Below are 12,004 nucleotides of genomic sequence, written 5' to 3' on the forward strand. Positions count from 1 at the left end.
CCGGGGCCTTCCTGCGGGTCGCGCATGCGCCCGCAGGGGATGGGATCAAAGCCCCAGTTTGTCGCGCATAAAGGCCAGCGCCACGCTCAGCCCGTCGGGGGCGATTCCGTGGCCTGTGCCCTTCATGATATGGGCGAAAACGTCCGTCCATCCGGCCTCTTGCAAGGTTTCGGCGGCCTGCGGCAGGGATTGCGGCGGGACAACATCATCGGCGTCGCCGTGCACCAGCAAGACTGGAGGGCGCACGACCGCTTCGTCTTTCAGGCTCTCGGGAGACAGCAAGCGGCCCGAAAACGCGACAACACCGGCCACGGCATCTTCGCGGCGCGGCGCGACATGCAGCGCCATCATCGTACCTTGGGAAAAGCCAAACAGCACGACCTGTTCGGGCAGCAGATCTTCGTCCACCATCAGCGCATCGAGAAAGGCGTTCAGGTCATCGACCGCCTGCATCATCCCGCGTTCGGCTTCTTCCTCAGAGGAATTATCGATCCAGGGGATCGGGAACCACTGGAACCCCATGGGCGCACCGGCACAGGCTTCGGGCGCATCGGGGGCCACGAACAGGGTGTCGGGCAGATGTTCCCCCAACGGGTCGGCAAGCCCCAGCAGATCGGCACCATTCGCGCCATAGCCATGCAGGAACACGACGGCAGACCGCGTTTCCCCCGAGACCGGTTCGCGGCGCTCTGCGTTTAGTACTCGTGTCATGAAATCCCTTCCCGTTGTTTTGCCACGCGGTAGTACGAAAACAGGATGCGGGCTGCAACCGATCGCCAGGGCGACCAGTCCTGCGCCATGTCCGCAAGCTGCTTCGGCTTTGGTCGCTGGGGCAGATCAAACAGGATTTTCGCGGCCTCTTGCAAGGCCAGATCGCCCTGCGGCAGGATATCGGCGCGCCCCAGCGAAAACATCGCATAGATCTGCGCCGTCCACAGCCCGACACCGGGCACCGCGGTCAGCGTCTCGATCACCACCGCATCCGGTGCCTCCCGCAAGGCGATATAGTCGATCCCCGCCTCGGCCAACGCCAACGCATAGCGGATTTTCTGGCGGCTCAGCCCCGCCGCGCGCAGGCCATCCTCGCCCGCGGTGAGTATCGCCGTCTCATGGGTCAGTCCCGCCGCATCCATCTTGGCACGCATGGCATTTGCCGACGCGACAGAGACTTGCTGGCTGATGATCGCCCCGATCAGCGCGTCAAACCCGTCCGCACGCAACCGCAGTGGCAAAGGGCCAGTCGCGGACAAGGCGGTAGCAAACTGCGGCACATGCGCAGCGAGCCAATCAGCCCCTTCGGCGACATCCGCGTCGCCAGTGATAATCCGTCCGATGCTCATCCGGTTGTGCCCCGCGTTGTCAGCGTCTCGACCCAGTGGATCGCCGCATCCGGCGCGGCGAGAACCTGCGCGCCGACGGGGGCCGCCGGACGGTCAATGGTAATCACCCGCAGCCCCAAAGCGCGCGCTGCGTCCAGTTTGGGGCGGCTTGGCACGCCACCGACATTGCGCAGAACCAGCGTATCGATCTGCAAGGCACGAAACAACGCTTCCTCCGCCGCCCGAGTGAAGGGCGGCTGGCCATAGACGGCTTCGGCAAAGGCGGGCAGCTTGGTTCGGGCCTGCGCGTTGGTCTGCCGCAGATAAAGCCGCGCGCCTGCGAAGGGCGCGTAATCCTCCACCGTTCCGCGCCCCGTCGCGGCAAAGACCCGTGCTTGGGGTCGGATCATCCGTGCCGCCGCCGCGACCGACGCGGCCCGTTCAACCGGTGCCGCGATGTCCCACATGGGCCGCAGGACACGCAGATAAGGCAGCCCCAACCGCGCGGCGGCGTCAAAAGCGATCTGCGAAATATCCGCGTCAAACCCGTGCCCTGCGTCCAGCACAGCGGTAAACTCATGGGCGCGCAGGTAAGCTGCCATCTCATCCACGGTGCGCGGTGACCAGATCTCGGACGGCACGGCCAGCGGGCCAAAGCTGCGCTCCGCCCGCCTTAACACGGCGCGTGCAGAGACGTCGGACTCCGCCATCGCAGCGGCGATCTCATGCGCTTCGGCGCTGCCAGCTATCAGCAGAATATGGGGGCCCTGGTTCATGGCGCGACCATCGTTGACCCCGCCGCCGGACGCAAGGCCCTTGCAGCCCCCCAAAGCCCGGTCTACGCATTCACCATGACAGTGATTGATGACACCCGCGCCAAGCGCAACGTCGCCGTGCTGGTGACCGCGCAGGCCTTTCTTGGCAGCCAGATGCCGATGTATTTTGTGGTCGGCGGATTGGCGGGGCAACAACTGTCGCCTAACGTCTGCCTCGCGACGCTACCGATCTCTATGATCGTCTTCGGGTCGATGACCACGGCCCCGTGGCTGTCGACGGTGATGCAACGCTTTGGCCGTCGCGCGGGCTTCGTGGCCGGCGCATTTGGCGGGATGACGGGGGCCGCACTTTGCGCCTATGCCCTGACGATCCAGAGTTTCATGACCTTCCTGCTGGGCAGCTATCTGATCGGCATCTACATGTGCTCGCAAGGGTTTTTCCGCTTTGCAGCGACGGACACCGCATCTGACGCGTTCCGGCCCAAGGCGATTTCCTATGTCATGGCGGGCGGGCTGATCTCGGCCATCATCGGGCCGCAGCTGGTAGGGTTTCTGACCGGAGCAAACGGCGATGCGACGATGATGCGGTTTTTCCCGGTCTACCTTGCCGCGATTGCGCTGAACGCTGTGGGCATGGTGCTTTTCGCCTTCCTCAACATCCCCAAGCCGCCCGTGCCTGCCGTGGATGCCCCCAAGGGCCGCACCCGGATGGAGCTTTTGAAAACCCCGCGCATCGCCGTCGCTGTGATCTGCGGCATGGTATCCTATGCGCTGATGAACCTTGTCATGACCTCGACCCCGCTGGCGGTTGTGGGCTGCGGCTATGACATCGTGGATGCGTCCCATGTGGTCACAGGCCATGTTCTGGCGATGTATGCGCCATCGTTTTTCACCGGCCACCTGATCGCGAAATTCGGGGTCGAAAAGATCCTCGGCCTTGGCATCGCGATCCTTGCGGGGGCCGGTGTGGTCGCGCTGCAGGGGGTGGAGCTGAACAACTTCTACATCGCGCTGATCCTGCTGGGGATCGGCTGGAACTTCGGCTTTATCGGCGCGACATCCATGCTGGCCGGTGCCCATGAACCGCACGAGCGTGGCCGCATGCAAGGGCTGAACGATCTGTTGGTTTTTGGCGGGGTGACCTTTGCGTCGCTGTCAAGTGGCGGGCTGATGAACTGCTCCGGCGGCAATCCCGTCGAAGGCTGGGCCGCCGTCAATATCGCGATGATCCCGTTTCTGGTGCTGGCAGGCGGGTCGCTGATCTGGCTGATGCTGCGGCAACGTAGCGCGCGGGTCTAGCGCTACCAACGTCCCGACAAAGCCCGCCACGACAGGGCGAAATCATTCATCGGCGGCAGCTCTCCGGCGCCGACACGCCCGGGGGCGGCGATTGCCGCGCTCAGCACCTTGTCTGCCGCGCCGGCGCTATACATCGCCGGTCGCGCCGCTTTCGAGATCTTGCCACGGTTGGCCCGCGCCTGTCGCAACCGCGCCCGCGCCTTTTGGGCCAGCGCCACAACGCCAGCGTCGGTGCCATCCAACAACGGCACACGCCCCTGCTCTACCAGCTGAGGGATCGCGTGCAGCCAAGCCGCTACCCCCGCCCCATAGGCCGCATCACGCACCGTGGTCTCCTCCGCCGGTCCCAAAGACCGCGCGGCCACCCACATCAGATGGCCCGCGGTCTGGTCGATATAGGCGTCGAAATGGGCGGCATCTTCAAAGGCGTCGCGGTAGATATCCCACCGACGCGCTGCAGCCAGCGCGTCCAGCAACACCGCGTCTTCGGGCGAGATGGCCAGTGCAAGGGGTGTCGCAACCTCGTGCCGCCGCACAACCCCACTGTTCGCGATCTCGTCACAGACATCGCGCCACCACTGCAAACGCATCTCGGCGATCATGGTTTCCTGCGTCACCCACGGGGCACGCGCTACCTCAATGTTGAAGGCATATAGCGGGAACAACACACGGCGTGCGGACACGGGGGCCGCCATGCTGGCGCGAAAGCGCAGCGGATCGGCACGCTCGATAATGGCCGCGCAGGCGCTTAGATCGGCATCAAATTCCATGGGTCCTATCCCTTGCGGTCGCGGATCAGCTTCCAGCGGATCGCGTCCAACAGTGCTTCGAAAGACGCATCGACGATGTTGGCCGACACACCCACAGTAGACCAGCGCCGCCCCTGCCCGTCTTCGCTGTCGATGATCACCCGCGTCACCGCCTCTGTGCCACCTTGCGTGATCCGCACTTTGAAATCCACCAGATGCATATCTTCGAGCAGTGCCGAGTACTGCCCCAGATCCTTGACCAGCGCCTTGCTGAGCGCGTTCACCGGCCCGCGGTCGCAGCCTTCGGCATCCATGCTCTCGCTCACCGACAGACGTTTCTCGCCATCCACCTTCACGACGACAACCGCTTCTGACAGGCTGACCATCTGGTCGTATTTGTTTTTGCGCCGCTCGACGGTCACACGGTAGCGTTTTACCTCGAAGAGATCCGGCATCTGCCCCAGAGCCTTCCGCGCCAGCAGCTCAAAGCTGGCCTGAGCGGTGTCATAGCTATAGCCTTCGGCCTCGCGCGCCTTCACCTCGTCAAGGATCCGCCCCAAGGCCGGATCCCCCTTGGCGATGGTCAAGCCCGCACTTTCAAGGCGCCGGCGCAGGTTCGACTGGCCCGCCTGGTTCGACATGGGGATGATGCGCGTGTTACCAACCAGCGCGGGGTCGATATGTTCATAGGTGGACGGGTCTTTCAGGATCGCGCTGGCATGCAGCCCCGCCTTATGCGCAAAGGCCGACGACCCGACAAAGGCCGCCTGTTTGGTCGGCACGCGGTTCAAGATCTCGTCCAGCGCACGGCTGATCTGGGTGAGGTTCGCCAGACCGTCTAGCGGGATTCCCGTGTCGAACCGGCTGGCATAGGGCTCTTTCAGCAGCAAAATCGGGATCAGCGTGGTCAGGTTGGCATTGCCGCAGCGTTCGCCCAAGCCGTTCAACGTGCCCTGTATCTGCCGCGCGCCCGCGTCAATGGCGGCCAGCGAACAGGCGACCGCATTTTCGGTGTCGTTATGGGTATGGATGCCCAGATGATCGCCGGGGATGCCTGCGGCGATAACCTCGGCTGTGATGCGCCCGACCTCGGCGGGCATGGTGCCGCCATTGGTATCACAAAGCACGATCCACCGCGCGCCCGCCTCATAGGCCGCCTTGATCGCGGTCAGCGCATAATCGGGATTGGCGCGGTAGCCGTCAAAGAAATGCTCTGCATCGAACAGCGCCTCGCGGCCCTGCGCCACCAGATGCGCGATGGATTTCGCGATATTGTCCGTGTTCTCGTCCAGCGTAATGCCGAGCGCTGCCAAGACGTGAAAATCATGAGTCTTACCCACCAAGCAGACCGTCCGCGTGCCCGCATTCATCACCGCCGCCAGCACATCATCGTTCTGCGCCGACATGCCGTTGCGCTTGGTCATGCCAAAGGCCGTCATCTTCGCCCGCGTGGTAGGTGCCGCGTCGAAAAAGGCACTATCCGTCGGGTTCGCGCCGGGCCAGCCGCCCTCGATGTAATCCACCCCCAGCGTATCGAGCGCGGTCGCAATCGTGATCTTTTCGGCGGTCGAGAATTGCACCCCTTGGGTCTGCTGCCCGTCACGCAAAGTCGTGTCATAGAGATAAAGGCGTTCGCGGGTCATAGGCTGCGCCCTTTCAGTTGCTCACTCTTGAGGTCGTGCACTTCGCACGACCAGCCCCCGTCCGCCCCCACGGGCGGGGGCTTCGCCCCAACCCTCGGCCGGGGGCTGGTCTGCGTTGTGATATGGGTCATTTGATGGCCTTAAGTTTCGAGCGGTCAAAATCTACTTGCGGTTCGATTGTTACCTCATTCGCGGACATTCGAACCGAAAAACCAGCCAAATCCAATTGCGTCTTCAGATGATCGAGCTCTGTAAAATCCTTCGTCTCTTTTGCAACGGTCCGGACTTCCTCCAGTTTCGAAGCAAGCTTGCTCAAATCCCTTTTAATATCCGAACGTTCGGCAACCTTGGTCTCAAGTCCGCTCCATGAGTAAAAACCAAGAAACACTAGATCTCGCGCCAGTTGGCTCGCTTTATTTCTATCCCTGAGGGTCTTCAGCACGCCGAGCGCGCCGTAGGTATCCAAGTCACGCGCCAGAGCTGAAATTATTTCGGGGCTTGGATCGAGTTCACGAGCTTTCTCAAGACTGACTGGAAACTCTTCGTAACTTTCGAGCGTACTAATGTAGCCAAACAGGGTCGCTTCTGCTTCCACTTGTTTCTCAACCGTCCAGTCCATCGGCTTGCGGTAATGCGTGCTGAGCATGACGAAACGGATCACCTCTCCCGGCACGCCTTGGTCCAGCAGGTCACGCACGGTGAAGAAGTTACCAAGCGACTTGGACATCTTCTTGCCCTCGACCTGAAGCATCTCGTTATGCAGCCAGTAGCGCGCCATCTCGTCGGTGCCATTGGCGCAGCAGCTTTGGGCAATCTCGTCCTCGTGGTGCGGGAATTGCAGGTCCAGACCGCCGCCGTGGATGTCAAAGACATGAGGTGCGCTCTTCGCCTCATCCGACAGACGATCCTGACGCAGAGGCTCTTTCCACAACAGCTCGTCCGCCATGGCGGAGCATTCGATGTGCCAGCCGGGGCGGCCTCGGCCCCAAGGACTATCCCACCCCGGCGTCGCGTCGTCCGACGGCTTCCACAGTACGAAGTCCATCGGGTTACGCTTGTAGGGCGCAACCTCGACCCGCGCGCCGGCGATCATGTCGTCGATTGACCGGCCCGACAGCGCGCCATAGGCTTTGTAGCTTTCGACAGAGAACAGCACATGCCCCTCGGCGGCGTAGGCGTGTCCCTTGGCGATCAGATCTTCGATCATCGCGACCATCTGCGGAATATAGGCGGTGGCGCGTGGCATGTGGTCGGGCTCAAGCGCGCCGACTTCGGCCATATCGTCCAGAAACCACTGGGTTGTCTCGGCGGTGATCTCTCCGATAGACCGCCCGCTTTCCGCTGCGCGCGCGTTGATCTTGTCATCCACATCCGTGAAGTTACGCACATAGGTCACATGGGCGTCGCCATAGACATGGCGCAGCAACCGGTTGAGCACGTCAAACACGATCACGGGGCGCGCATTGCCCAGATGGGCGCGATCGTACACCGTCGGCCCACAGACATACATCCGCACGTTCTTATCATCAATCGGGGTGAAATCCTCGCGTTTGCGGGTTTTCGTGTTGTGCAGCTTGATCGTGGTCATGGCGCGTCCTTACGCAAGGATTGCGCGGGCATGGCACAGAAATCTCGGGAAGAAAACGATGTGAGCAAGCCCGCCGGAAGGTCTTAGCAGGTAATACAGCAAATAATGAGTGGCATCATCTTCATGCCGTCTGCGTAGCCCGTCCCGCCACTGGCGGTCAAGCCTGATTGACAAATCAACCATGCTCTGCGCCCCTGCGTCTTCAAGTTACGAGGGAGAGACGGCATGCAACTATCATCGCGCATCACAGGGCTGCTTGGCGGCGGATCAGACGGCTGGGGCGTTTTCCTGCGCGCCCGCCAGATGATTGAACAGGGTACGCAGGTGACAGAGCTGACGATTGGCGAACATGACATCCGTACCGCTGCACCGATCCTGCAAGATATGCACCGCGCCGCTTTGGCCGGTCACACAGGGTATGCGGCCATCCCCGGCACCACGGGTCTGCGCGATGCCGTGGCCGCGCGGTTGCAGGAACGTACCGGTGTGCCGACGACGCGCGACAATGTGCTGATCACGCCGGGTGGTCAAAGCGCGCTGTTTGCCGCGCATATGGCGACCTGCAACCCCGGCGATACAGCGCTTTATATCGATCCCTATTACGCCACCTACCCCGGTACGATCCGCGGTGTCAGCGCCCTGCCCCATGCGATCGCCGCCCGTGCGGAAGATGCGTTCCAGCCCCGTGCGGACGTGATTGCCGCCGCTGCGAAACAGACCAACGCCGCGTCGCTGCTGGTGAACTCGCCCAACAACCCCACCGGCGTTGTCTATTCCCGCAAAACGCTTGAAGGCATCGCGCAGGTCTGCCGCGATCACGACATGTGGCTGATCTCGGACGAGGTTTACGACACGCAGGTCTGGGAGGGTGCGCATCTCTCGCCGCGCGCGCTGGACGGGATGGCGGAGCATACTCTGGTCGTGGGGTCGATGTCGAAAAGCCACGCGATGACTGGGTCGCGCTGCGGCTGGATCGTCGGGCCCGTGGATGCGATCGAGCATCTGACCAATCTGGCGACCCACACGACCTATGGCGTGCCCGGTTATATCCAGGACGCGGCGTTGTTCGCGCTGAACCAAGGCACCGATTTTGAGACAGAGATCGCCGCGCCCTTCCAGCGCCGCCGTCTGCTGGCGCAGGATATTCTTGCGCGACAAAACGCCGTCAGCCTCGTGCCCGCCCAAGGCGCGATGTATCTGATGCTGGATGTGCGCAGCACCGGCATGAGTGGCGAGGATTTCGCCTATGCGCTGCTGGAAAAACATCATATCGCGGTGATGCCCGGCGAAAGCTTCGGGACGGCAGCGGCCGGGCATATCCGCGTCGCGATGACCATCGAGGACACGCGCTTTGCCCAAGCGCTGACGACAGTATGCGACTTCGCGGAAAGCCTCGCCGCCTGACGAAAGCGTCGCGCGACCGCAGCTACCAACATACGAAAAAGGCCGGAGGATAATCCTCCGGCCTTTTTGACTGGCACATTATTATTTCCTGCCGAGAGCACCGTTATGCGACGCCCTCGGCAGATACACCGCCAGTTGTCAGCGTGTCAGCTTAGAAGCGGTAGGAACCACGGATGTTGAATGTGGTTACGTCTGCGTCGTTACCGGAAACACCGCTTACGTCGTTAAACTTGTGCTCAAGCAGTTCTGCACCAACGCTGTATTGCTCGGTGATTTTGTAGTCCATACCGACACCATAGAAGGCACCGTCTTCGTCACCCATGGTAGTATCGGCACGAGCGTAACCGCCGGTCGCGTAGATCAGAGTGCTACCCAAGTCGTAACCACCTTTGATTTTCGCACGAGCAACGGAGTCGATGGAACCCTGTGTTACGCCTGCAGCGTCGTTCAGATCGATGTCTGTTTTGTCGTAGTCCAGCTCACCGCCCAATACAAAGCGACCGAAGTCGTAGTTGTAACCAGCGTGGAAACCGTAGGACCCGTTGTCACCTTCCAGACCGTTGTCGACCTCAGCGTCGGAATAGCCCAGTTGCAGACCGGTGTAGAAGCCTGTCCAGTCGCCACCCAGATCGGGTGCAGGAACGGGTGCGGTCATTACGGGCTCAACCACTGGCTCTGCCAGGCTACCGGCGTATGTTGCGCCAGCGAATGCTGTGGATGCCAGAACGGCTGCGGATGCAAGTTTCATAGTGCGTTTCATAATCGTAACTCCTCGATCAGTTTGTACCGGAGCGGGCGCTTCCCGCTTCATCGACACAACACGGCAGCTAAGATCTGGTTTCGGGATTTCCCAATCACGGGTTGGTGATCGGTAAATTGTTGCTCAAATGCACGGCGTCTCGGCGGCCCGTCGCCGCTATTAACCCTTTCCACCAAGGCTAAAACGCAGTTCCGCGGAGATGCGCCAAAATCACCCGAAATTAAATTTTCAAGAAGATGGAACAATCTGGGCGTAGGCTGCAGCAGGAATCCCGCAAAAATGCTGCAAAAAGTGGCGTTTACCCCCCTATGTGCTAGGTAGCGATGCGGCGCGGATGATAGCACGTCCGGCATAATCGAGGCGAAACGAGTATGATCAATTTCTTCATTACCCATATAGAGGTCGTTGGCGTCATCCTTTTGACCCTCGGCGTGGCCTTCATCCTGCTTCAGCAGCGCCGCAGCCCACAATCAACTGCCGCCTGGATCCTGTTTCTGGTGGTGATGCCCTATGTCGCCGCGCCCTTGTTCCTGGCGCTTGGCTTTCGCAAACAGGGTAAACGTTACGAGCCTATTATATTTACCCAGAAAGAAGACCCGCAAACGCCGGTGCATGCGCTGGACGAGATGTTCCAGAGCTTCAACCTGCCCCCCGCGCTGGAAGCACAGCGACTGAACCTGCATGATACACCGCAAACCGCCTATGCCGCCGCGATGGAGGTGATCGAGAGCGCGACACAGACGATTGATGTGCTATTCTATATCGTCTCGGACGATGACACCGGTAATCACGTGGTCGACGCCCTGACCGAAAAAGCCCGCAACGGCGTCAAGGTGCGCCTGCTGATGGACCGGCTTGGCACCTTGCGCGGCCCCTCCAAGGCGGTCAAGGCGCTGCGCAAGGCCGGCGGCGAGGTGCTGTTCTTTTCGCCGATCCTGCAACTGCCCAGCAGTGGCCATCTAAACCTGCGCAACCATCGCAAGATGATCATCGCCGATCATGCCCGTGTCTTTTCGGGCGGGATGAACATTGGCGAACACTATATGTCAGACCACCCGCACAGCGATCACTGGGTTGATCTGGCCTTCACCCTTGAAGGGCAATCGGTACAGACTTTCTGCGATGTCTTCCGCTCGGACTGGGAAGTTGCCTGTGGTGAAGACGTGGATCATATCACAACGCCTGCCCCCACCACCGCGGGCAATGCGACGGTGCAGTTGATCCCCTCGGGCCCTGATATTGTCGAAGACCCGCTGCACGACGGGATCATTCGCGCGCTGCATCTGGCGAAAACCCGTATCTGGATCGCCACCCCCTATTTCGTCCCGACCGAGCCGCTGGCCAATGCGTTGCGCATCGCGGCGCTGCGCGGGGTGGATGTGCGTATTCTGGTGCCGCAGAAGTCGAACCAGCATATCGCGGACTTCGCCCGTGGCGGCTATCTGCGCGATGCGCATACCGCAGGGGCCAAGGTCAAATACTTTGAACCTGCGATGATCCACGCGAAAGCCGCGCTGATTGACGATGTGGGGCTTGTGGGCACGGCGAATTTCGACGTGCGCAGTATGCTTTTGAACTTTGAGGCGATGTTGTTCGTTTATGATGCACGCAGCGTGTCAACCCTGTCGGACTGGTTCACGGCCCGCGAGGCAGACTGCCACGAGAATATGCCAAGCCCGCATTTGCCCCGCCGTCTGGCCGAGGGCGTCTTTCGCATAGGAGCACCGATCTTGTGACCCAAGCCCCCTTTCGCATCGCCAGCTATAACATGCGCAAGGCCATGGGCACTGACCGCAAACGGGATCCCGCTCGCATCCTGCGCGTGATCCAGACACTCACGGCGGATATCGTCGTGCTGCAAGAGGCCGACATGCGCCTTGGCCCCCGCCCCTCGGCGCTGCCCCTGGATCAGGTGACGGCGCAGACCGGTTTGATCGCCGTGCCTGTCCCCAGTGAGGTCAGCATCGGATGGCATGGCAACGCCGTCTTGCTGCGCCCCGAGGCAGAGCTGATCGAGGTCAAACACCTGAACCTGCCGGGGATGGAGCCGCGCGGTGCGATGGTGGTGGATTTCGACCTGCGCGATATCCCGCTACGCATCATTGCCACCCATCTGGGGCTGATGCGCCGGTCGCGGCGCGCTCAGCTTTCCGCGCTCATTGCCCATCTTGATGCGCAGTCGAAACGGCCGACGTTGATCGCGGGCGATATGAATGAATGGTCGCTGAACGTCGGGCTTGGGCGTCTGGCGCATCAGTTTGACATCTATGCACCGGGTAAAAGCTATCATGCGCGCTTGCCTTTGGCCGCACTGGATCGCATCGCGGTGGATGACGCGCTGCATGTGATTGACGGTGGCGTCTGCGAGACTGACGATGCGCGCCGCGCATCGGACCACCTGCCCATCTGGCTGGATTTCGCGCGCACCAAAGGTCAGTAGAGCGCACGAATTCAGCCAACTTATCA

The 12,004-nt window shown here is 61.3% G+C and carries 11 protein-coding genes; 4 read left to right on the plus strand and 7 right to left on the minus strand.

Annotated elements, in window-relative coordinates:
• Positions 1-45 precede the first annotated feature (45 nt).
• The 3 genes from C1J04_RS10745 to C1J04_RS10755 are packed head-to-tail and all read right to left on the minus strand — an operon-like array spanning position 46 to position 2,095.
• The gene (locus C1J04_RS10745; RefSeq protein ID WP_005853810.1) at positions 46-711 is read right to left on the minus strand and encodes an alpha/beta hydrolase; all 666 of its coding nucleotides are present in this window, start codon (positions 709-711) and stop codon (positions 46-48) included.
• Positions 708-1,340, minus strand: coding sequence for a DNA-3-methyladenine glycosylase family protein (locus tag C1J04_RS10750; protein WP_009824764.1), 633 nt, complete (start codon positions 1,338-1,340; stop codon positions 708-710). The genes C1J04_RS10745 and C1J04_RS10750 overlap by 4 nt, the downstream gene beginning before the upstream one ends.
• The gene (locus C1J04_RS10755; RefSeq protein ID WP_037954443.1) at positions 1,337-2,095 is read right to left on the minus strand and encodes a precorrin-6A/cobalt-precorrin-6A reductase; all 759 of its coding nucleotides are present in this window, start codon (positions 2,093-2,095) and stop codon (positions 1,337-1,339) included. The genes C1J04_RS10750 and C1J04_RS10755 overlap by 4 nt, the downstream gene beginning before the upstream one ends.
• 75 nt (positions 2,096-2,170) lie before the next feature.
• Between C1J04_RS10755 and C1J04_RS10760 the strand changes: the two genes are divergently transcribed.
• Positions 2,171-3,394 carry an MFS transporter gene (locus C1J04_RS10760; protein ID WP_009824766.1) on the plus strand — a complete coding sequence of 408 codons (1,224 nt, stop codon included), beginning with the start codon at positions 2,171-2,173 and terminating at the stop codon, positions 3,392-3,394.
• Between the two features lie 2 nt (positions 3,395-3,396).
• On the opposite strand, the gene C1J04_RS10765 is transcribed toward C1J04_RS10760, so the two are convergent.
• From C1J04_RS10765 to cysS, 3 genes are all read right to left on the minus strand, one after another.
• Entirely contained in the window at positions 3,397-4,164 is a 768-nt protein-coding gene (locus C1J04_RS10765) for a squalene/phytoene synthase family protein (RefSeq protein WP_009824767.1), read from the minus strand.
• 5 nt (positions 4,165-4,169) lie between these two features.
• On the minus strand, positions 4,170-5,786 hold the full coding sequence (cimA, locus tag C1J04_RS10770; protein WP_009824768.1) for a citramalate synthase: 1,617 nt from the start codon (positions 5,784-5,786) through the stop codon (positions 4,170-4,172).
• Positions 5,787-5,913: 127 nt separating this feature from the next.
• Positions 5,914-7,374: a cysteine--tRNA ligase gene (gene cysS, locus C1J04_RS10775; protein WP_009824770.1), complete on the minus strand. Its 1,461-nt coding sequence runs from the start codon at positions 7,372-7,374 to the stop codon at positions 5,914-5,916.
• Between the two features lie 225 nt (positions 7,375-7,599).
• Between cysS and C1J04_RS10780 the strand changes: the two genes are divergently transcribed.
• Positions 7,600-8,778, plus strand: coding sequence for a pyridoxal phosphate-dependent aminotransferase (locus C1J04_RS10780; RefSeq protein WP_009824771.1), 1,179 nt, complete (start codon positions 7,600-7,602; stop codon positions 8,776-8,778).
• 151 nt (positions 8,779-8,929) lie between these two features.
• On the opposite strand, the gene C1J04_RS10785 is transcribed toward C1J04_RS10780, so the two are convergent.
• Positions 8,930-9,538: an outer membrane protein gene (locus tag C1J04_RS10785; RefSeq protein ID WP_037953726.1), complete on the minus strand. Its 609-nt coding sequence runs from the start codon at positions 9,536-9,538 to the stop codon at positions 8,930-8,932.
• Between the two features lie 371 nt (positions 9,539-9,909).
• Between C1J04_RS10785 and C1J04_RS10790 the strand changes: the two genes are divergently transcribed.
• Entirely contained in the window at positions 9,910-11,274 is a 1,365-nt protein-coding gene (locus tag C1J04_RS10790; protein ID WP_009824773.1) for a phospholipase D-like domain-containing protein, read from the plus strand.
• Entirely contained in the window at positions 11,271-11,978 is a 708-nt protein-coding gene (locus C1J04_RS10795; RefSeq protein WP_009824774.1) for an endonuclease/exonuclease/phosphatase family protein, read from the plus strand. Before C1J04_RS10790 ends, C1J04_RS10795 begins: the two co-directional genes overlap by 4 nt.
• Positions 11,979-12,004: the final 26 nt, after the last annotated feature.

The sequence above is a fragment of the Sulfitobacter sp. SK025 genome (genome assembly GCF_003352105.1).
GTDB lineage: Bacteria > Pseudomonadota > Alphaproteobacteria > Rhodobacterales > Rhodobacteraceae > Sulfitobacter > Sulfitobacter pontiacus.

What these genes read in the sequence shown, in the direction of transcription:
- C1J04_RS10780 (WP_009824771.1), top strand. Translation starts at nt 7,600, where the DNA reads ATGCAACTATCATCGCGCATCACAGGGCTGCTTGGCGGCGGATCAGAC.
- C1J04_RS10790 (WP_009824773.1), top strand. Translation starts at nt 9,910, where the DNA reads ATGATCAATTTCTTCATTACCCATATAGAGGTCGTTGGCGTCATCCTT.
- C1J04_RS10765 (WP_009824767.1), bottom strand. Translation starts at nt 4,164, where the DNA reads ATGGAATTTGATGCCGATCTAAGCGCCTGCGCGGCCATTATCGAGCGT.
- C1J04_RS10750 (WP_009824764.1), bottom strand. Translation starts at nt 1,340, where the DNA reads ATGAGCATCGGACGGATTATCACTGGCGACGCGGATGTCGCCGAAGGG.
- C1J04_RS10760 (WP_009824766.1), top strand. Translation starts at nt 2,171, where the DNA reads ATGACAGTGATTGATGACACCCGCGCCAAGCGCAACGTCGCCGTGCTG.
- C1J04_RS10755 (WP_037954443.1), bottom strand. Translation starts at nt 2,095, where the DNA reads ATGAACCAGGGCCCCCATATTCTGCTGATAGCTGGCAGCGCCGAAGCG.
- cysS (WP_009824770.1), bottom strand. Translation starts at nt 7,374, where the DNA reads ATGACCACGATCAAGCTGCACAACACGAAAACCCGCAAACGCGAGGAT.
- C1J04_RS10785 (WP_037953726.1), bottom strand. Translation starts at nt 9,538, where the DNA reads ATGAAACGCACTATGAAACTTGCATCCGCAGCCGTTCTGGCATCCACA.
- C1J04_RS10745 (WP_005853810.1), bottom strand. Translation starts at nt 711, where the DNA reads ATGACACGAGTACTAAACGCAGAGCGCCGCGAACCGGTCTCGGGGGAA.
- cimA (WP_009824768.1), bottom strand. Translation starts at nt 5,786, where the DNA reads ATGACCCGCGAACGCCTTTATCTCTATGACACGACTTTGCGTGACGGG.